The sequence below is a fragment of the Priestia sp. FSL R5-0597 genome (genome assembly GCF_038006305.1).
Classification (GTDB): Bacteria; Bacillota; Bacilli; order Bacillales; family Bacillaceae_H; genus Priestia; species Priestia zanthoxyli.
Map to the genome: position 1 here is coordinate 1,535,270 of NZ_JBBOUZ010000001.1, position 20,377 is coordinate 1,555,646.

The window sequence follows — 20,377 nt, forward strand, 5'->3', positions numbered from 1 at the left end:
ACACCCATCTTTTCATGTAAGAATAAATTTAGTAAAACAAAGTAAGAGGAATTCTAAAAAGAATTCCTCTTGAATGAATTACTTGCCAAGAAATTTTTGAGTAAAGAAATCTAGTTGATAATCTAATGTGATTGGATCATTAAAATAAAATTCTTTTGCATTTGCTTCAAATACGTGATTATTCTTTACAGCAGGAATATTTTTGTACGTATCTGTTTTCTCAAATGATGTATCTCCATCTTGGTTTTTGCTAAAGATTAAATAATCTCCGGCATATTCAGGAAGAACTTCTGGCGAAATCGCATAGTATCCATCTTTCAAAGCCATTTTCTTTACTTTCTCCGGCATTTTTAATTTCATTTCTTGATAAAGAATCTCCGTTCCGCGTCCCCAGTTATCCCCAAACACATAAAGCTGCTTGTCAAAGTTCTCAATAACTGAAACCGTGCTATCTTCGCCAATTTTAGCTTTGATATCAGAACCAGCTTTTGCCGCACGCTTTTTAAAGTCGTCTACCCATGATTGTGCTTCTTTTTCTTTATTTAATAGCTTTCCAATTTCTACATGCTGAGTAAGGTAATCTACTTTATCGTATGTATACGTGACAGTAGGGGCAATTTTTTTCAATTTATCAATATTTTTTGTAGTAGATAAGCCAATAATTAAGTCAGGCTTTAATTCAATGATCTTTTCTAAATTTTCGTCTGATACTTCTTCCACGCCTTTTAATTTCTTTTCAAAGCGGGGATTCATTTTAGACCATGAGTCTACTCCGACAATGTTAACACCTAAAGAAAGTACGTTACCTGCATAGGAACCTAACACAACAACACGTTTCGGATTAGCCGGAACTTTTACAGGGCCGTCTTCAGATTGATATGTGATCGTCTTGGATTCGCTGTTTTTGCTAGAATCATTTTTGCTTTCAGTTGAACCGCTGCTGCAGGCACTAATAAGTAATACGAATATAAGCATGAATGGAAGCAATAATTTTTTCATTTAGTTATCTCCTCTTAATAAGTTATACGTGATGCACATTGGTTTATTTGTTCTCGGATCTCGTCCAATTTCAGCGTCGATATGAAACACTTTTTTTAGAACGTCCTGCGTAATGACTTCTTCACATTTTCCGGCTTTGACAATTTCACCATTTTTTAAAGCGATAATATAATCCGCAAAGCGAGCGGCTTGATTTAGATCATGAAGCACCATTACAACTGTACGTCCCTGCTCTTTGTTTAATTTTTGAAGCAGCTCAAGCACTTCTAACTGATGAGCCATATCCAAGTAGGTAGTCGGCTCATCAAGAAATATAATATCGGTTTCTTGAGCTAAAGCCATCGCAATCCACACTCGCTGGCGCTGACCGCCTGAAAGAGAATCTACAGGACGAAACTTGTAATCTTTTGTTCCGGTTACTTCAAGCGCCCAGTCAATCGTTTGATAATCTTCTTTTGATAGACGCCCAAACCCCTTTTGATAGGGAAATCGCCCATAAGATACAAGTTCTCCCACCGTTAAGCCTTTAGCACTTTCAGGGGTTTGAGGGAGAATAGCCATTTTTTTAGCGAGTGCTTTTGTATGTTCTGTTGAAATGTTTTCGCCGTCTAAAATAACGGAACCGGATTGATGAGAAATAATGCGGGTAATGGCTTTCAAAAGCGTTGATTTGCCGCATCCGTTTGAACCAATAATTGTAGTAATCTTTTTGTCTGGAATGTTAACGCTTAAATTCTTTACTATTAGACGTTCACCATAACTAATATGTAATTTCTCTGTATATAGGCGAACCATATCTGACCCTCCGTTTACATTTAATACAACAAATACTTGATAATGATTATCAGTATCGTTTACTTTACATACTATAATTCGAACGTTTCCGGATGTCAATAGTTATTTTTATTGTCAAAACGTTGAAGAAGATGTATATTTAAATGAGAATGATAATCAATGACAATTGATTACGAGGAGTGAACGTGCATGATACACAATGAACTTTTTGATGTGACAATTATAGGCGGGGGACCGGCTGGCCTTTATTCTGCCTTTTATAGCGGGCTAAGGGAAATGAAAACAAAGCTGATTGAATATCAGCCAAAACTAGGCGGAAAACTTCACGTTTATCCTGAAAAAATGATTTGGGATGTAGGGGGCCAAACGCCTATTTCCGGTGCGAAGCTTATTGAACAGCTTGTGGAACAAGGACTGACGTTTGATCCGACTGTTGTTTTAGATGAGAAGATTGAATCCATTTCTCGCTTGAAAGATGGTATTTTCCAGCTGACGGGTTCTTCAGGTGAACATCATTACTCTAAAACCATTATCCTTGCTGTTGGAGGAGGTATTTTAAATCCGCAAAAGCTCAAAATTGAAGGAGCAGAACGATTTGAAATATCAAACTTAAACTATACGGTTAAATCTCTGCAGCATTTTAAAAATAAAACGGTGATTGTTTCCGGGGGAGGCAATTCAGCCATTGATTGGGCAAATGAGCTAGAGCCCGTTGCTAAAAAGGTATATATTACGTACCGAAACAGTGAACTAAACGGTCATGAAGCACAAGTAAGACAATTAATAAACAGTTCGGCTCGGTGTCTGCTTAACACATCTATTACAAAATTAGTGGCTGATGCGACGCATGAATTTATTGAAAAAGTTGAGCTGACTAATCATCAAACCGGTGAGGTTTCTTATTTATCGATTGACGAAGTTATCATTAATCACGGTTATAAAAGAGATACAGAGCTGTTAAAAAACAGCGAACTACATATCAAAACCATTGATGACTATTACGTTGCAGGTAATGCAGCAAGCGAAACGTCTGTAGAAGGTGTATATGCAGCTGGAGATATTCTCATGCACGAAGGAAAAGTCCATCTGATTACCGGCGCTTTTCAAGATGCTGCTAATGCCGTAAACAAAGCAAAACAATTCGTTCAGCCCTCTGCTGCTAAGACAGCTATGGTTTCTTCTCATAATGAAGTATTTAAAAAGCGTAATTCAATACTAATTAAACAAATGATGAAGTAAAGCGAGGTGCAGTGTGCATGTCGCTTCCTTCTCTACGGTGGAATTATCTACATAGATAGGCAGGGAACGAAAAAAGAAAAGAGAAATATAATAAAAGAAAACGCTTACATTTTTAAAAATGACACAGCGCTCGTTTGCATAAGGGGGAAGCCGTATGAACGAAAAAAAGAAATATCAGTTTGAAACAAAAGCCATTCACGCAGGGTACGAATCAAAACATCATTTTGATAGTTTAGCTCCACCTATTTATCAAACGTCTACATTTACATTTTCATCTCTAGAACAAGGTGCAAACCGATTTAGCGGAGAAGAAAATGGTTATGTATATTCTCGGTTATCTAATCCGACGGTCACCATTTTAGAAGAGCGTATGGCACAGCTTGAAGAAGGCGAAGCCGCTTTGGCATTTGGATCAGGAATGGCTGCAGTATCGGCTGTATTAATTGGACTTACAAAAGCAGGCGATCATATTTTATGTTCTAAAGGAGTGTATGGATGCACGTTTGGTTTACTGGAAATGCTTGAGGAAAAATATCAAATCCATCATTCTTTTTCCAACTTGGAAACTGAGGAAGAAATTCTTGCTGCTATCAAAGAAGATACAGCATGTATTTATATTGAAACACCGATTAACCCGACTATGACTTTAGTAGATTTAGAGTTAGTGACTTGTATCGCCAAACAAAAAGGAATTCCCGTGGTAGTAGACAATACCTTTTCAACTCCTTATTTGCAGCAGCCGCTGAAGCTTGGATGCGACTTAGTTATTCATAGCGCAACTAAATTTATTGGTGGACACGGAGATGTTGTGGCAGGAATTGTAGTAGGGGACAAAGAGGTTATTTCCGTACTGCGCAAAACGACGCAAAAAGATATTGGAGGTATTCTTTCACCATTTGATGCGTGGCTGTTACTCCGAGGCTTAAAAACACTGGCCGTTCGAATGGATCGCCACTGTGAGAATGCTGAACATATCGCAAAACAATTAAGTCTCCATCCCAAGGTAAAAGCCGTTTATTATCCAGGGGATAAAAACAGCACTGCTTATTCTCTCATGAAAAAGCAAATGAAAAAAGGAGGGGGGCTTCTCTCTTTTGAAGTGGAAGGTGGTTATAAAGAAACCGTAAAAGTGGTGAATCAGCTTAAGCTCATTTCCATCGCGGTGAGTCTTGGCGATGCTGAAACACTTATTCAGCATCCTGCCTCGATGACGCATGCAGTTGTGCCGGAAGAAGCTCGAAAAGAAATGGGCATCTCAAATGAACTTCTTCGTTTATCAGTTGGGCTGGAAGCTTGGGAAGATATTATGAGAGATTTACAGCAGGCATTAGATAGTATATAAAAAACAGCGCTTGGAGGAATTTCAAGCGCTGTTTTTTATGTTAACCGTATGTAGTTGTAGTTACTCATACCTCCTTCTTTGCCAGTGGAACTTTATCTGCATCTCTAGACAAATGTCCTAGACAGAAGGGGTGCCTTTCAATAGACTAGAGGTTATCTGTGAAAATACAATATTTAGGTAAGGAAGGTGCTCTGCTATTATGCTTCATAATCCAACTGGAAAAAAACGTCTAGGATTAGCGTTTCTTCTCAGCACGCTTGCGATATTAGGTCCGCTTAATATCGATATGTATTTGCCAAGTTTTCCTGCTATTGCTGATCATTTAGATGCGCGAGCTTCACTTGTACAGCTTAGCTTAACATCGTGTTTACTAGGACTTGCCGTTGGTCAAATCGTGATTGGTCCAATCAGTGATGCAAAGGGACGAAAAGGACCTTTACTCATCTCCATCTCTTTATTTATGTTATCGTCATTGCTCTGTGCACTGGCTCCTACTATCACGGCTTTAGTTATCGCACGCTTTTTGCAGGGGTTTACGGCTTCGGCAGGAGTTGTTCTTTCTCGCGCCATTGTCAGAGACGTCTTTAGCGGAAGAGAACTTACGAAGTTTTTTGCTCTGTTAATGGTTATCAATGCCTTTGCACCAATGATAGCACCAATGGCCGGAGGTGCTATTTTACTTCTTCCTTTTGCAAGCTGGCATACTATTTTCTTGTTTTTAAGTTTAATAGGTCTTTTAATTGTTTTAACAATCTCAATGCGTTTAAAAGAAACTTTGCCCATTGAAAATAGAACACCAAGTTCAATTGGTCATTCTGTTCGCACAATGGGCAGTTTATTACAAGACCGTTCTTTTATTGGGTATGCCCTAATTATCGGACTGGTCCATGGAGGAAGCTTTGCTTATGTATCAGGCACTCCATTTGTCTATCAAGGGATATACCATGTTTCTCCGCAAGTTTTTAGCATTTTGTTTGGTATTAACGGCTTGGCTATTGTGACTGGAAGCTTTATTATTGGGCGCTTTAGCGGAATTATCCATGAAAGAAGCCTGCTTCGCATTGCCGTGATTACGGCTGTAAGTGCTACTAGCGTACTTCTTATCATGACTATGCTTAAAGGACCGCTTGCTACGATTGTTATTCCCATTTTTATTTACATGATCTCTATAGGAATGACGATCACAGGCTCGGTGACATTGGCAATGAAAAATCAAGGACATAGAGCAGGGAGTGCGAGTGCCGTGTTAGGTATGCTTCCATTAACTTTAGGATCAATTGTTTCTCCTTTAGTAGGGATTAACGAAACAACAGCGATTCCGATGGCTGCTATCTTATTTAGTACGGCGCTTTTAGGTTTTGTAGCTTTCTTTACGTTAACTAAAAACAAGAAAGAAGCAGAAAAGTGCGAAGTTAACGAGTTTAAAACGGAGGTTTCTCCGTAATCGCTTTTTGGATTGTTTTAAAAGCATCACTCCTTTGTGAAAAGGAGTTATGCAAATTTATTCAAGTATTGGATAATATATGCTAACCTTAGGGCATGATCGAAAGGAGTGGATAATAATGAGTAAAGTAATTCCTGAAATAACCCTTAATGATGGGGTAACCTTGCCTGCTATAGGTTTTGGTACATACAAGCTTAACGGAAATGAAGGAGTCAACGCTATAACGAGTGCGATTGATGTAGGGTATCGTTTAATCGATACTGCTTATAATTACGAAAATGAAGGCACTGTGGGGCAAGCTCTCCGAAAAACACCGGTTTCTAGACAAGAACTATTTGTTACCTCTAAACTCCCAGGGCGATACCATACGTATGACAAAGCAATTCCTACCATTCAAGAATCTTTATATCGGGCGAATTTAGACTATTACGATTTGTATCTTATTCATTGGCCTAATCCTAAACAAGATCATTATGTAGAAGCTTGGCAAGCACTGATTGATGCGAAGCGCTGGGGCTTGATTCGTTCAATTGGTGTTTGTAATTTTCTTCCCGAGCATATTGAGCGCTTGGAGAAAGAGACCGGCATTTTACCAAGCATCAATCAAATAGAACTGCATCCTTTTTTTAATCAACATCAATATCGAAATTGGTATCAAGAGAAAAACATTCAAATTGAATCTTGGAGTCCACTAGGACGAGCGAGTGCTGTTTTAGAAAATGAAACAATTAAACAAATTGCAGACCGTCATAATAAGACAGTTTCACAAGTGATTTTGCGATGGCATTATCAGCTAGGCGCCATTTCAATCCCAAAATCGTCATCTCGCAAGCGGCAGCTTGAAAACATATCGATTTTTTCATTTTCTTTAGATGAAACGGAGATGAATATGCTTTCAGAATTGAACCGCGAAGATGGAAGACTTAATAATCAAGACCCCGCTGCCTATGAAGAATTTTAACGATAAGGCCTCACTTATTTTTTAAGTGAGGCTTTTCTTCTAAGATTTTTAGTTATGTAAGCTTGAAAATAGTCCGTTTAGTTCTAACGATTGTAAGAGAAAATGTGTTAAAATATTCCGAAAAAAGGAGTGGTGAACCATGGAAAAAGTAGTAAAAGCGATTCAAGACGAATATCCGGATGATTTTGCATGGTGTTACGGCTGCGGCCGATTAAATCAAGACGGCTATCATTTTCGGACAGGATGGCTAGGAGAAAAAACAATTACCCTTTATACACCTAAGCCTGAACATACAGCTATACCAGGATTTGTATATGGCGGACTTCTTGCATCACTGATTGATTGTCATGGAACAGGCTCTGCATCTCTTGCTCTATACCGTAAAAATGGCTGCGAAATAGGAGATTCAGCAGAGCCGCCGCGGTTTGTTACCGGTTCTCTCCACGTAGATTTTAAAAAACCAACGCCACAGGGTGAAGTACTAAAAGCGATAGGAACGGTTGAAGAAATTCACCCGAAGAAATGGAAAGTTAAAACAGAAGTATACGCGAATGATATCGTTGTTGCGACCGGAGAAATTGTGGCAGTTGTTATGCCAAATACGTTTAAACGAAAAGAAGACTAAAAAATGCAAAACAGTTACATAAAAGGGGAGGAAAAGGTATGGGTAAATGTAATTTAGACCACTCGGTAGAAGATGTACATCAGAAGTTTAATTCGCAGTCACAGTGGCTGCCAGAAGATATTCGTTCATTATTTCATGAGTTTCTCGTGCGAAACCCTTCGCAAACAACATTAAACGAGATGTTTCATTTGCTGAAGAAATATGATTTAGTTGATGAACAAGAAAGAAAAGAGCGAGATCGAAAAATCAAATGGCTGATATTAAATAAAGAAGATACGAAGATTTAATTTTTTAAGTGACATAGATTTAGCCAGGTGAAGTTATTTGAAACATGTACAAAAAGAGGATGGAACACGAATGTTTTAGTTAAAGGAAGGTCCGAACAATGTATCATTCGGATCTTTCCATTGTTTTAGTTATGTCTCAATCTCTTTTTATAGATTAGAAATAATCTAGGGTAATTATAAAACTACCACCACTTAAACCCATCTTCTTCTAACAAATGCTTTGAAGCTGTTGGTCCCATTGTACCAGCAGAGTAAAAATGAAGAGGAAAGCCCTCATTGTTAAAAGCTTCTAAAATAGGCTGCACCCATTTCCAAGATAATTCAACTTCTTCCCAATGAGCAAAAAATGTGGAGTCTCCCTGTAGAGCATCAAATAACAGCAGTTCATAAGCTTCTGGTACTTCTTTTTGATTTGTGGAGAAATTGATAAAAATAGGTTCGATTTTATTGCCATTCAAAGGATTTTTGCTGTTTAATTGCAGCGAAATACCTTCATTTGGGCTGATTTCGACAACTAAAAGGTTAGGAATGATTTCATCGGCTGTATAAACCTCCTTTAAAGGATGTTTAAATTCAATGACGATACGCGTGCATTTTTTACTCATTCTTTTTCCCGTGCGAAGATAGAAAGGCACTCCTTTCCAAAGCTCATGATCAATCCATACCCGGACTGCTATAAATGTGTCATTGACGGAAGCAGCATTGATGCCGGGCTCTTCTTTATATCCTATAACGGAACGATTTTGGATTTTTCCCGCTTCGTATTGACCTCTTATGACGTTCGAATGGATAACCTCTTTTTGTAGAGGGCGAAGGCTTTTCATAATTTTTATCTTTTGTTGGCGAGTCTTTGCGATGTTAAGTGTCTTTGGCAGCTGCATGGCAGTCATCATAAGCATTTGAAGCATATGGTTTTGGAACATATCCCTAATTGCACCGGACTGATCATAGTAAGGCGCTCTTTCTTCTACACCAACTGTTTCACTAGCTGTAATTTGGACATTTGCAACGTAGTGATGATTCCATAGTGCTTGTAAAATAGGGTTTGCAGCTGCTAGAGCCTCCAAATTTTGAATCATTGGTTTTCCCAGATAGTGGTCGATACGATAGATCTCTTCTTCATTGAACGTTTCAGTAAGCTTTTGATTTAACACTTGAGCAGATTGTAAATCGTGTCCGAAAGGCTTTTCGATAATAAGACGTTTCCAGCCTTTTGTAGATCCTAATCCGCCGCTATTTATATTTGAAGCAATAACGTCTACAAATTCAGGAGCCACTGATAAATAGAAAAGACGATTTTCAGGAATATTTAATTCTGCTTCACCTTCTTGAATAGCATGCAGCAACTGGTCATATCCATCACTGTTGGTAACATCCATTTTATGATAGCGAACTGTCTTAAGAAATTCTTTTATCTTGGATTCACCTTGGCTAAAGCGCCTTGAAAAAGTCTTTACGGATTCTCCTACATATATTTGAAAGGCATCATTAGACCAGTTGCTTCTACCCGTACCAACAATAGAAAAGGAAGAAGGCAGCTTTTTATCTAAAAATAAATTATATAACGCAGGAAAAATTTTTCTTTTAGCTAAATCTCCTGTTGCTCCAAATAAGATAAAGGTCATGGAATCCACTTCTAACGCTTGTGGTAAATGAGACTTGAGACAATTATCACGTGAACGAGCTACGCTGTCCAATTGATCTCCTCCTTTATTTTAACGGTCTGTTGCAGTGAATATAGTCTTTTACCATCTTTACAGATTACAGTATAGCAGGTACAATTTTCCTTTATAAGTAGACACTTTATTTTCATATAGTGTCTAAAACTATACTATTACGCATAAAAAGGGAGGAAAAAGGATTGAGCAGACTTTTTAGCAAAACGTTTAACTGTGAAAAGGAATTAACGTTGACGATTATTGGAGGCAAGTGGAAAATGTTGATTATGTGGCATCTAGGAAAAGAAGGAACAAAGCGATTTGGTGAGTTAAAATCTATGATGCCGGGAATTACTCAGCGAATGTTAGTAAGTCAGCTGCGAGAATTAGAAGAAGATCAAATCGTTCACCGAAAAGTCTATCCGGTTGTACCTCCAAAAGTTGAATATTCCTTGACTGAGCACGGGAGAAGCTTGATGCCCATTCTTGAAAGCATGGACGAGTGGGGAAAAAATTATATGGAAACCTTTATAGAACCTGAAATGAATAACTCCACACATATGGGATAAAATCTTTTCTTGAGAAGGTTACAAAAACGCCTTTATTATTCAGAATTTTCTAAAATAAATACAAGTGATAAGATACACCGAAGCATCCATAGTATATTTTTAGTGACTATATGTTTTAAAAGTGCCTACTTTTTTTTTGAAAGTAACGGTTTTACAATGAATTCATGCTAGGCAACCCCATTTAATGAAGGAGTGAAGCAGGTATGGAACTTCAATTAGCATTGGATCTTGTAAATATTTCAGAGGCAAAAGAAGTAGTGCAGGAGGTTCAAGAGTATATCGATATTGTAGAAATTGGTACTCCGGTTGTGATTAACGAAGGGCTAAAAGCAGTCAAAGAAATCAAGGAAGCATTTCCGTCTTTAAAGGTATTAGCTGATTTGAAAATTATGGATGCAGGTGCTTATGAAGTCATGAAAGCTTCTGAAGCGGGTGCTAGTATTATTACCATTCTTGGTGCTACTGATGATTCGACTATAAAAGGCGCTGTAGAAGAGGCCAAAAAACAAGGAACACAAATTCTTGTCGATATGATTAATGTAAAAAACCTTGAACAACGTGCAAAAGAAGTCGATGCACTCGGTGTTGACTATATTTGTGTACACACAGGGTATGATCTTCAAGCTGAAGGAGAGACTCCGTTTGAGCAGCTTCAAACGATTAAACGAGTTGTGAAAAATGCAAAAACAGCGGTGGCAGGAGGTATTAAACTAAATACACTTCCTGAAGTCGTGCAGTCACAGCCGGATCTTGTGATTGTAGGAGGGGGGATTACAAGTGAAAAAGACAAAAGAAACGTTGCAGAAGAAATGAAAAAAGTAGTCAAACAAGCAACTTTGGTCTAAAAATAAGCAAAAGTATTTAAGCCTTCAAAATTAATTAATCGGTAAATGGTTTAAAAAGAAGATAGCTAAGTTATTTTAGCTATCTTCTTTCCGTCATTTTTGGTATAACCATTCATTGATAAGTGTCATTTTGACAGATAGATAGTTTCTTTAAAATTCGTTATTCGAGAGAAAAAAACAGCGATTTTTCTGGGATTTTAAAGTTAAGAAAGCGTTATCCGAACATTAGCGGAAGAAAGTGCAAAAAAAATCTATGTCACACTTTTTAACAAAATACTTTGAAAATTAAGAAAATTAAAAATATAATTAACTATCGACAATATTTAACACCTTCAAACCAAAAAAGGAGGGAGATATGAAGTGATGGAACATAAGAAAATAGTAGTGATAGGAGCTGGAATTGTCGGGTGCAGCATTGCCTACTATTTAAGTAAAATGGGGCAACGAAACATAACAGTGATTGAGCAAGGCCCTTTGCTAGAAACAGGAGGATCTACCTCTCACGCTCCGGGGCTTGTATTTCAGCTTAGCTTTTCAAAAATCCTGACAACACTAGCTTCTCAAACAGTCGAGACCTTTAAAGAGTTGAGTACAGATGAACAGCGCTCGTTTTATCCTGTCGGCAGTTTAGAAGTTGCCCGTGCACCAGAGCGATTAGAAGATCTAAAGAGAAAGGCTGGTGTTGCCAGCTCATGGGGAATCGAAGCTTTTCTTCTTTCACCGCAGGAATGCGCGGAAAAAAATTCGTTGCTTTGTCCTGATCGTATTTGCGGAGGTCTCTATGTTCCGTCAGACGGTATTGCTAAACCTTTGCATGCCGTTGATAAAATGACTCGTTTTTCTAAAGAGTGCGGAGTAGAGTTTTACGGTCATACAGAAGTGACGGATATTGAAGTGACAAAGGGTCAAGTAAAAGCAGTGTACACAAGTGTCGGGAAATTCGAAGCAGATGTAATCGTATGCTGTGCTGGATTTTGGGGACCTCGCATCGGAGAAATGGTCGGTGTAACGATCCCTCTTCAGCCAATGGCTCATCAATATGTGTTTACAAATGATTTACTTGAGTTGAACGGAGAAACGGAAGAAGCCGCCACTCCTCTTATTCGAGATCAAGATAATTCAATTTATTTTCGTCAAGTAGAAAAAGGGCTTGGGATTGGATCATATCAGCATGAGCCGTTTCCAGTCGAACTCAGTGATATTACAAAATACGGAGAAACAAAAGAAATGCCTTCTGTTAAACCTTTTACACCAAAAGATTTTGAAAAACCGTGGGAAGATTCAATAGAGTTAATTCCGGCATTAAAACAAACGGGAATAAAAAAAGGAATGAACGGCATTTTTTCATTCACGCCCGATGGTATGCCGCTGCTTGGTGAATCACAAACGGTACAGGGATTTTGGGTAGCAGAAGCTATATGGGTAACGCACTCTGCAGGTGTCGCAAAACAAATGGCTGAATGGATGATGAATGGTGCGCCGACTGTGGATTTAGAGCTATGCGACATTAATCGTTTCGATACGTATGCATGCAGCCCTGCTTATTACAAACAGCGGTCTATTGAAGAGTATGAAGAGGTTTATAGTATTCACCATCCATTTATGCAGCGAAAAGTATCGCGAAACATGCGCGTGAGTCCATTTTATATGCGTCAACAAGAACTGAAAGCTTATTTTAATGAAAAAGCAGGATGGGAGCAGCCCCAGTGGTATGAAGCTAACTATCCGCTTATATCTACTTATGAAAAGGTGATGGTAATAAGAAATGGATGGGCTGCTGAATATTGGTCACCAATTATTGAAGCTGAACATTTGCATACTCGTCAGCACGCAGCTCTTTACGATACAACGGCAGCAAAGAAAAGGTTAGAAATTAAAGGAGAAGGAGCTCTCCAGTTTTTACAGAAGCTAACGACAGGAAATATAGACATTGCAGTAGGTCAAAGCATACGCACGTGTATGTTGCATGAGCGAGGCGGCATAAAAGATCAAATAACGGTTATTCGCAAAAATATATCCACTTTCTTGATTGTTTGTACGGGAGCTGTAGAAGCAAGCTGGATTCAAAAACACGTGCCACACAGCGATCAAGTTGTTTTTCAAGATGTAACGTCAGGGACATGCAGTTTAGCATTAATTGGCCCTAAAGCTACAGGAGTAATGAAGTCCATGGTTCAACGCTCAGACCTTGGCAACACTTGGATTGAAGGGCAAGCGAAAACGCTGTTTATCGAAAATGTTTCAGTCCTTGCTCTGCGTGATTCCTGCGGGGGAATGGAGAGCTGGGAATTGATTACGACTTCCGATCAAGGTCTGAATTTATGGGATTTATTAATGGAAGAAGGACAGCCTTATCAGCTGATTGCTGGGGGAGACCGAGCTCTTGAAAACCTTCGAATTGAATCTTTTTCGTTAAAAAGCGGGAAAGACTTTTGGAGCGAACATCATCCATATGAAGTCGACCTTCATGAAATGGTTGATTTAACAAAACCAGTTTTTATTGGAAAAGAGGCATTGCTTGATCGTCAGCGAAAAGATTCTGAAACAGTATTAGCGACGCTCGTATTAGATGATCCTTCAGCGATAGTAATGGGATATGAACCGGTCTTTTATGGAGAAACGGCCCTCGGATTTGTGACAAGTGCTGGCTATTCATACAGCTTAGGCAAAGGAATTGTACACACCTTATTATCTCAAGCTGTACATGAAGAAATGGTCTTAGAAGTTGAATACTTTGGTCAGCGTTATAAAGCAGCAATGATGACACACTCCCCAGCGGTAGTTTAATTGATCAATCGAAAGGCAGGAGGAATGCAGATGTCAACACATTATGATGTCATTATTATCGGATTAGGAGCTATGGGGAGTACGGCTGCTTATCAGCTCGCCAAAAAAGGGCAGCGGGTATTGGGGTTAGAACAATACGGTCCTGCTCATGATCTAGGATCGAGTCACGGCGGTTCTAGAATTATTCGGCAGTCGTATTTTGAAGACCCTGCTTATGTTCCATTGTTGCTTCGCGCCTACGAATTGTGGAATGAAATTGAAAGAGAAAGCGGTCAAGAAATTCTTACGGTTACCGGTGGACTTATGATGGGACCTCCAGATAGCTTGACGGTTTCTGGAAGCATCGAAAGCTCTAAACAGTGGAATCTTGCGTATGAGATTCTAGAAGCAAAGGATATTTACAAACGGTTTCCGGTATTTACACCTTCACCTGCTACGGTTGCTCTATATGAAGAAAAAGCTGGATTCGTTAGGCCGGAAGCAAGCGTATATACTCACCTTCTTCAAGCAGAAAAATACGGAGCTGAGCTTCATTTTTTTGAAGAAGTGGTGTCGTGGGAAGCCCATCCTTCTGGTGAAGGCGTGCGTGTTGTAACAGCTAATAGAATATATGAAGCTGGAAAAATCATTATTTCTGCAGGCGCCTGGGCACCCGATTTATTACGGGAATTAGGTGTTAGCTTACAAGTAGAGCGTCATGTGCAAATGTTTTTTGAACCAACACAAGGAATAGACGTTTTTTCAGTGGGAAAACAGCCGATTTATATTTGGGAAGCAGATGATTATGTACAGTTGTATGGTTTCCCTTCTTTTGGATTAAAGGCTGAAGGAGCAAAAGTGGCGTTTTTCCGAAAAGGAACGGCGTGTACGCCGGAAACGATTGATCGAAATATATATGAAGATGAAGTGAACATGATGCGGCACTATCTAGCTCAAGGTCTTCCGCAGCTCAACGGTCGGTTTTTACAAGGGAAAACGTGCATGTATACCAATACACCAGATGAACATTTTGTCATTTCGCTGCATCCTGAATATCCTCAAGTAGCAATTGCAGCGGGATTTTCCGGACATGGTTTTAAGTTTGCAAGCGTAGTAGGAGAGATTTTAGCAGATTTAGTGACAGAGGGAAAAACCAATCACCCAATTGATTTGTTTGCTCCGCAGCGATTTGCGGCGAACAAAATAGTATAAATCGTCGTCAGCTCTTGCGAATGGTTCTATTTAAATGTTTCTAAAGAAGCGAAGGAGGAATAGCAGATGGTTATGGAACATGGTTTAGTAAATGATAATGGGAGACTTGAGCCCACGTTGAAAGGAGAGCTGTATACATCTTCGGACATTTTTAAGTTAGAAAAAGATCATATATTTTCTAAATCATGGAGTTTAGTTGCATTTGAATACGAAATAGCAGAACCAGGACAATATATTACAACGAGAGTTGAAGGCGAAAATATTTTAATTACTAGAGGAAAAGACCATATACTGCGAGGATTTTTAAACGTATGTCGGCATCGAGGAGCTAAGCTGTGCAGCCAAGCATCAGGTAAAGCAGGGGTCATTCGCTGTCCGTATCATTCGTGGAGCTATAGCTTAGATGGTGATTTAGTAGGTGTTCCTAACACAAGCCACTGTCGAGAAGAACTCGTGCATAACGAAAGTTACGGACTAACATCCGTTCACATTGAAGTGTGGCACGGCATGGTTTGGGTTAATTTATCAGACAATCCGATATCTGTTGAATATCAGCTAGACGCACAAATTTTTGATCGTTTTGGAGAGCTTTATACGTTTGCTAGGTATGAAATTCAAAATTTAAAATCCGCTCATCGTGAAGAGTACGAAGTCGAGGCAAACTGGAAGCTTATTGTAGAAAACTTTCAAGAGTGTTATCACTGTTCCTCTATTCACCCTGAGCTTACGGCAACGCTCCCTGAATTTCGTTCGGGAGTCGGCACTCAAAATTCAGTAGGCGGTGGAGCTAAGTTTGGCAATGAGTTAGAAGGTTTTTCAATTAGCGGGAAAGGAAGCCGTCCTATGTTAAAAGGGTTGCTTCCTGAAGATGACCGCACGTATTTTGGCATTACCGTTCTGCCGCTTGTATTTATCAACTTAACACCAGATCACGTTATTATTCATCGTATTATTCCAATCAGTGCAGAAAAGTCCAAAGTAATTTGCGAATGGTTATTCGACCCGGAAGAAATGGCTAAGCCTGATTTTGACCCAAAAGATGCCGTGGAATTATTTCACCGCGTTAATTTACAAGATTTTGAAGCGTGTGAGTGGTGTCAAGAGAATATGAGCTCAAAATCTTATAAAGAAGGAGGGATTTTAGTACCTATCGAACAGCACGTTTCGCATTTTTACAATTATGTATTAGAAGCAATCGGTATGAAGGTCGAATAGTAAATAGAAGCGGTCTGGCACATTATCTCGGTGTGCCAGACCATCTCTAACAATCTACTTTAAAAATAAGGGGGAAATAAATTGAGTACAAGCTCTAAACTAACAGAACCCATTATCCGCGTTACCGATGTTTCAAAAGTGTTTGGCCGTCAAAAAGAACAGGCTCTTAAGCTGAGAGAGTCTGGACAAAGTAAATATGAAGTCGAACAAGCTACTAAGACAACCGTTGCTATTTACAATGCTCATTTCGAAGTGAAAAAGGGAGAAACCTTTGTGTTAATTGGATTATCAGGAAGCGGTAAATCTACTTTACTTCGATGTTTGAACGGACTTATAGAACCAACAGAAGGGACGGTATATCTAGAAAATACAGATATTTCTCATATGCCAAAAAGACAGCTTCAGCAAGTACGAAGAAATAAAATTGGAATGGTATTCCAAAATGTAGGCCTTCTTCCAAACCGCACCGTAATTGACAATATTACGTTCGGTCTAGAAATTCAAGGCATATCAGCAAGCGAAAGGGAAAAGCGAGGGAAAGAGGCGCTTGAAATGGTGGGGTTAAATGGACAAGCTTATAAAAGAATTTATGAATTATCAGGAGGTATGCAGCAGCGGGTTGGATTAGCGAGAGCCCTTGCTTCTGAACAAGAGATTTTGCTGATGGATGAGCCTTTTTCGGCGTTAGATCCTCTTATTCGAAGAGATATGCAAAAGCTATTTCTTGATATTCAAGGAGAAGTACAAAAAACAGTTATCTTTGTAACGCATGATCTAGATGAAGCATTAACTTTAGGGCACCGGGCTGCCGTAATGAAAGACGGAGAGATTGTACAGCTTGGAACGGCTGAAGATATTTTAAGTCAACCCGCAACCGATTATGTAAAACTGCTTGTTCAAGACGTTAATTACGGCAAAATCCGCCTTGCTAAAGACGCTGTTATTCCGGTAGAAACGGCTGCCTATGAGTATGAATCACCACAAGTTATATTAAGAAGAATGAGAACCAATCATTTATCTACGATTTTTGTTCTTGATAGTTCTGACCGCTTATTAGGTATGATGAGCATCTATACAGTGATGGAGCTTATTGAAGCTCATAAGCATGATTTAAAAGGAAAAGCATTGACACAGCCGCATTGCGTCAATCCTGATATGTCTTTACAAGAAATGATTCCTCTATTTACAGACAGTCATTCGCCTGTAGTCATTGTTGATAATCATCATCGCCTACAAGGTATGATTTCCCCGAGCACTCTTATTGCAAATCTCACTGAACGTATTACAGTGACCGAGCAGCAAGAAGTTAAATCATATCAAGTGGAGGTTCGATAAATATGATGGTGAATGCTGCGATGATTCCTCGTATTCCTTTAGATAAATGGGCAAATTCATTTGTTGATTACATGATTGATAGTTTTTCAGGTGTATTTACTGGAATCAACCAGATAATGACCAGTTTAATCAGCAGCCTTGAATGGGCATTGACAGCCTCTCCTCCGCTAGTAACTGTCCTTGTTTTTGTTCTATTAGCGCTATGGTTGACAGATTGGAAGATAGCTGCATTTACGTGTTTTGGGTTACTTCTTATTATTAGCTTGGATTTATGGGAAGCATCAATGCTGACCTTATCTCTCGTTTTAGCTTCTACGATTATCTCACTTTTATTCGGCGTTCCTTTAGGCATATTATCACACCGCTTTAACAAAGTGGGGGCAGTCATAAAGCCTATTCTTGATATTATGCAAACGATGCCTGCTTTTGTTTACTTAATTCCTTCCGTACTTTTATTTGGATTAGGGAATGTTACAGCTCTTATTGCTACGTTTATTTTCGCAATGCCGCCTGCCGTTCGTCTGACGCTGCTTGGGCTTCAGCAAGTTCCGCACACCACTTTAGAAGCAGCGGAAGCTTTTGGAGCGACAGAATGGCAAAAATTAATTAAAGTCCAGCTGCCGCTCGCTTTGCCTATGATTATGTCGGGTGTAAACCAAGTTATTATGCTATCACTTTCGATGGTTGTTATTTCTTCCATGGTCGGTGCGGGAGGCCTAGGTGCAGAGGTATTACGAAGCATCAGTATGCTGGATGTAGGCTTAGGGTTTATCGGTGGGATTGCGGTTGTTATTATTGCCGTTATCTTAGATCGTTTAACGCATCTTTCTACTCGAAAAAGCCAAGATATTCAATCAAGCAAATAAAATGGATAAAGGTGGGATTAGATGAAACATTCAAAAAAAATTTCTTTTATTATGCTAACAATCGTCGTCATGCTGCTTGTCTCTGCATGCGGAAATAGCAATACGGCAAGCGGCACGACGACTAAAAAAGAAATTACAATTGGGTACATACCATGGGACGAAGCCGTAGCCGTTACGTTTTTATGGAAGGAATTATTAGAGGAAAAAGGCTATAAAGTTAAAGCAGTTCAAAGTGACGTAGCCCCGCTTTTCTCAGGAGTTGCTCAAGGAAATATTGATTTATTTTTGGATGTATGGATGCCTACTACCCATAGTTCTTACATGAAAAGATTCGGAAAACAAGTAGACGTTCTCGGCACTTGGTACGATCAAGCAGACAGCGGATTAGCCGTTCCCGACTATGTAGACGCGCAGTCGATAGGTGATTTAAAAAATAAGAAAGGGGAGTTTAACGGAAAGATTATTAGCATTGAACCGGGATCTGGAATCAATGGTCTTACGAAAGACCATGCCATGCCCAGCTATGGGTTAACAGACTGGAATTTAGTAGAGAGCAGTACAGCTGCGATGCTATCGGAATTGGATAAAGCCATTGCTAATAAAGAACCTATTGTTGTTACGTTATGGCGCCCGCACTGGGCTTTTGAAAAGTATAATCTCAGATACTTAAAAGATCCCAAAAATACGATGAATCCAACTGGACCTGAGAAAATACAGTCAATCAGTAAAAAAGCTTTTAAGGAAGATTATCCAGAAGCAGCAAAGTGGCTTAAAGATTTTTCGATTAGCGCTGATCAATTGGCATCATTAGAATCAGAAATTAACAGTGCAAAAGACGAAACAAAAGGCGTGAAAAACTGGATTTCTAAAAATAAGAAAGTGACGGAAAGCTGGGTAAAGTAATAAAAAGGCTGTCTCTTAGGCAAGTTATTGACTAAGAGGCATTTTTTTGTGGTGATATACCTATTTTTGTATAAAGCTTATCTCTTTTATGGAAATGGGCATCCTACATTAAAAGGATGGTGAAAGGCAGTGGCAATCGATAGAATCTGTACAATCGGACCTGTTAGTAATAAGAAAGATGTACTAGAGAGACTGTTGGAAAAAGGAATGACAATTGCTCGGCTGAATTTATCTCATGGGTCGCATGAAAGTCATAAAACAATTATAGATACGTTAAGATCTTTAAATTCCTCTATTCAAATTTTAGGAGATTTACAAGGTCCTAAAATTAGACTTGGAGTGATAAAGTCAAAAGAAATAGTGTTAAAAGAAGGCGCATCTTTTATTTTATATACAGAGCAGATGTCAGGAAATGAAAAAGGAGCCAGCGTTGACTATAAGGGTATCGTGAAGGATGTTCAAACAGGAAGCAAAATCTTAATCAATGACGGTCAAGTAGAACTGGCTGTTGAAGGAGTAGAAGAAGATACACTTGTCACAAAGGTAAAAAAGGGCGGATCTATTTCGTCTCATAAAGGCGTGAATTTGCCAGGTGCTCGCGTCGGTTTGCCGGCCATTACTGAAAAAGACAAAAAAGACATCGTATTCTTATTGAAAGAAAAAGTAGATTTTCTTGCTTGTTCGTTCGTAAGAACCCCTGAACATTTAAAAGACATTAAAGATTTTATCCATTTAAAACATCTAAATGCACCAAAGCTGATTGCGAAAGTGGAAACAATGGAAGCTATAGAAAATTTCAAGCAAATATGTGAAGAAGGCGATGGAATTATGATTGCACGAGGAGATTTAGGGGTAGAGCTACCGTATGAATGGATTCCTTTGCTCCAAAAAATATTAATTCATGAATGCAGCTTGCACGATAAATATGTGATCACCGCGACACAAATGCTTCAATCAATGGTGAGCAGCGCAATTCCTACAAGAGCCGAGGTGACGGATGTGTTTCAGGCAGTACTGGACGGCACGAATGCAGTGATGCTTTCTGCTGAAACAGCAGCTGGGAAATATCCGATTGAAAGCATGGAAACACTTTATAAAGTATCACATCTTGCTGAAACGATTCAAAATAAAAGAGTTGCGAGCTCCGCAGAGATTTTGGCAATGTTAAAGAGCTCGAGATAAAAAGTACAGCAAGTAGATATGTAAGTTTAAAAAATATATTTAAATTAAAAAAAGTGGCAATGTTTTCTACTATCCAAGTACAATTCAATTAATGAATGCTTTGCATTTTGCATATAAGTATTTATACCTATGTT

General features: G+C 39.0%; 18 protein-coding genes. 15 read left to right on the forward strand and 3 right to left on the reverse strand.

The window, feature by feature from the left end:
- Positions 1-78: 78 nt before the first annotated feature.
- Entirely contained in the window at positions 79-999 is a 921-nt protein-coding gene (locus tag MKX72_RS07810) for an iron-hydroxamate ABC transporter substrate-binding protein (protein WP_028413979.1), read from the reverse strand.
- Positions 1,000-1,794, reverse strand: coding sequence for an ABC transporter ATP-binding protein (locus tag MKX72_RS07815; protein ID WP_028413978.1), 795 nt, complete (start codon positions 1,792-1,794; stop codon positions 1,000-1,002).
- Positions 1,795-1,983: 189 nt separating this feature from the next.
- Between MKX72_RS07815 and MKX72_RS07820 the strand changes: the two genes are divergently transcribed.
- The 6 genes from MKX72_RS07820 to MKX72_RS07845 all read left to right on the forward strand — a co-directional run bounded on the left by MKX72_RS07820 (position 1,984) and on the right by MKX72_RS07845 (position 7,692).
- Positions 1,984-3,033 carry an NAD(P)/FAD-dependent oxidoreductase gene (locus MKX72_RS07820; protein WP_028413977.1) on the forward strand — a complete coding sequence of 350 codons (1,050 nt, stop codon included), beginning with the start codon at positions 1,984-1,986 and terminating at the stop codon, positions 3,031-3,033.
- Positions 3,034-3,187: 154 nt separating this feature from the next.
- Positions 3,188-4,375, forward strand: coding sequence for a methionine gamma-lyase (megL, locus tag MKX72_RS07825; RefSeq protein WP_033578482.1), 1,188 nt, complete (start codon positions 3,188-3,190; stop codon positions 4,373-4,375).
- Between the two features lie 199 nt (positions 4,376-4,574).
- A complete protein-coding gene (locus MKX72_RS07830) occupies positions 4,575-5,819 on the forward strand; it encodes a Bcr/CflA family efflux MFS transporter (protein WP_028413975.1) in 1,245 nt (414 codons plus the stop codon).
- A gap of 118 nt (positions 5,820-5,937) precedes the next feature.
- On the forward strand, positions 5,938-6,780 hold the full coding sequence (locus MKX72_RS07835) for an aldo/keto reductase (RefSeq protein WP_048018532.1): 843 nt from the start codon (positions 5,938-5,940) through the stop codon (positions 6,778-6,780).
- A gap of 139 nt (positions 6,781-6,919) precedes the next feature.
- Positions 6,920-7,405 (forward strand): PaaI family thioesterase, encoded by a 486-nt coding sequence (locus tag MKX72_RS07840; protein WP_155008604.1) that lies wholly within the window; start codon positions 6,920-6,922, stop codon positions 7,403-7,405.
- A gap of 38 nt (positions 7,406-7,443) precedes the next feature.
- Entirely contained in the window at positions 7,444-7,692 is a 249-nt protein-coding gene (locus tag MKX72_RS07845; protein ID WP_033578485.1) for a hypothetical protein, read from the forward strand.
- A gap of 182 nt (positions 7,693-7,874) precedes the next feature.
- On the opposite strand, the gene zwf is transcribed toward MKX72_RS07845, so the two are convergent.
- Positions 7,875-9,389, reverse strand: a complete 1,515-nt coding sequence (gene zwf / locus MKX72_RS07850) for a glucose-6-phosphate dehydrogenase (RefSeq protein WP_080974242.1) — start codon at positions 9,387-9,389, stop codon at positions 7,875-7,877.
- Between the two features lie 164 nt (positions 9,390-9,553).
- Here zwf and MKX72_RS07855 point away from each other — a divergent pair, with 164 nt between their 5' ends.
- The 9 genes from MKX72_RS07855 (at position 9,554) to MKX72_RS07895 (ending at position 20,243) form a co-directional block, all read left to right on the forward strand.
- Positions 9,554-9,919: a winged helix-turn-helix transcriptional regulator gene (locus MKX72_RS07855; protein WP_014460848.1), complete on the forward strand. Its 366-nt coding sequence runs from the start codon at positions 9,554-9,556 to the stop codon at positions 9,917-9,919.
- A gap of 203 nt (positions 9,920-10,122) precedes the next feature.
- A complete protein-coding gene (hxlA, locus tag MKX72_RS07860) occupies positions 10,123-10,764 on the forward strand; it encodes a 3-hexulose-6-phosphate synthase (RefSeq protein ID WP_013056245.1) in 642 nt (213 codons plus the stop codon).
- A gap of 363 nt (positions 10,765-11,127) precedes the next feature.
- Positions 11,128-13,551, forward strand: a complete 2,424-nt coding sequence (locus tag MKX72_RS07865) for a GcvT family protein (RefSeq protein ID WP_235918786.1) — start codon at positions 11,128-11,130, stop codon at positions 13,549-13,551.
- 30 nt (positions 13,552-13,581) lie between these two features.
- Positions 13,582-14,742 (forward strand): N-methyl-L-tryptophan oxidase, encoded by a 1,161-nt coding sequence (gene solA / locus MKX72_RS07870; RefSeq protein ID WP_155008602.1) that lies wholly within the window; start codon positions 13,582-13,584, stop codon positions 14,740-14,742.
- A 66-nt stretch (positions 14,743-14,808) separates the two neighbouring features.
- A complete protein-coding gene (locus MKX72_RS07875; protein WP_047751332.1) occupies positions 14,809-15,957 on the forward strand; it encodes an aromatic ring-hydroxylating oxygenase subunit alpha in 1,149 nt (382 codons plus the stop codon).
- 81 nt (positions 15,958-16,038) lie between these two features.
- A complete protein-coding gene (locus MKX72_RS07880) occupies positions 16,039-17,292 on the forward strand; it encodes a quaternary amine ABC transporter ATP-binding protein (protein WP_155008601.1) in 1,254 nt (417 codons plus the stop codon).
- Between the two features lie 2 nt (positions 17,293-17,294).
- Positions 17,295-18,158 (forward strand): ABC transporter permease, encoded by an 864-nt coding sequence (locus MKX72_RS07885; protein WP_028413966.1) that lies wholly within the window; start codon positions 17,295-17,297, stop codon positions 18,156-18,158.
- Positions 18,159-18,179: 21 nt separating this feature from the next.
- The gene (locus tag MKX72_RS07890; protein ID WP_028413965.1) at positions 18,180-19,061 is read left to right on the forward strand and encodes a glycine betaine ABC transporter substrate-binding protein; all 882 of its coding nucleotides are present in this window, start codon (positions 18,180-18,182) and stop codon (positions 19,059-19,061) included.
- 129 nt (positions 19,062-19,190) lie between these two features.
- Positions 19,191-20,243, forward strand: coding sequence for a pyruvate kinase (locus MKX72_RS07895; protein ID WP_034266621.1), 1,053 nt, complete (start codon positions 19,191-19,193; stop codon positions 20,241-20,243).
- Positions 20,244-20,377 lie beyond the last annotated feature (134 nt).

Coding starts and splice junctions, on each gene's coding strand:
- MKX72_RS07810 (WP_028413979.1), bottom strand. CDS start 999: ATGAAAAAATTATTGCTTCCATTCATGCTTATATTCGTATTACTTATT.
- MKX72_RS07815 (WP_028413978.1), bottom strand. CDS start 1,794: ATGGTTCGCCTATATACAGAGAAATTACATATTAGTTATGGTGAACGT.
- MKX72_RS07820 (WP_028413977.1), top strand. CDS start 1,984: ATGATACACAATGAACTTTTTGATGTGACAATTATAGGCGGGGGACCG.
- megL (WP_033578482.1), top strand. CDS start 3,188: ATGAACGAAAAAAAGAAATATCAGTTTGAAACAAAAGCCATTCACGCA.
- MKX72_RS07830 (WP_028413975.1), top strand. CDS start 4,575: ATGCTTCATAATCCAACTGGAAAAAAACGTCTAGGATTAGCGTTTCTT.
- MKX72_RS07835 (WP_048018532.1), top strand. CDS start 5,938: ATGAGTAAAGTAATTCCTGAAATAACCCTTAATGATGGGGTAACCTTG.
- MKX72_RS07840 (WP_155008604.1), top strand. CDS start 6,920: ATGGAAAAAGTAGTAAAAGCGATTCAAGACGAATATCCGGATGATTTT.
- MKX72_RS07845 (WP_033578485.1), top strand. CDS start 7,444: ATGGGTAAATGTAATTTAGACCACTCGGTAGAAGATGTACATCAGAAG.
- hxlA (WP_013056245.1), top strand. CDS start 10,123: ATGGAACTTCAATTAGCATTGGATCTTGTAAATATTTCAGAGGCAAAA.
- MKX72_RS07865 (WP_235918786.1), top strand. CDS start 11,128: ATGGAACATAAGAAAATAGTAGTGATAGGAGCTGGAATTGTCGGGTGC.
- solA (WP_155008602.1), top strand. CDS start 13,582: ATGTCAACACATTATGATGTCATTATTATCGGATTAGGAGCTATGGGG.
- MKX72_RS07875 (WP_047751332.1), top strand. CDS start 14,809: ATGGTTATGGAACATGGTTTAGTAAATGATAATGGGAGACTTGAGCCC.
- MKX72_RS07885 (WP_028413966.1), top strand. CDS start 17,295: ATGATGGTGAATGCTGCGATGATTCCTCGTATTCCTTTAGATAAATGG.
- MKX72_RS07890 (WP_028413965.1), top strand. CDS start 18,180: ATGAAACATTCAAAAAAAATTTCTTTTATTATGCTAACAATCGTCGTC.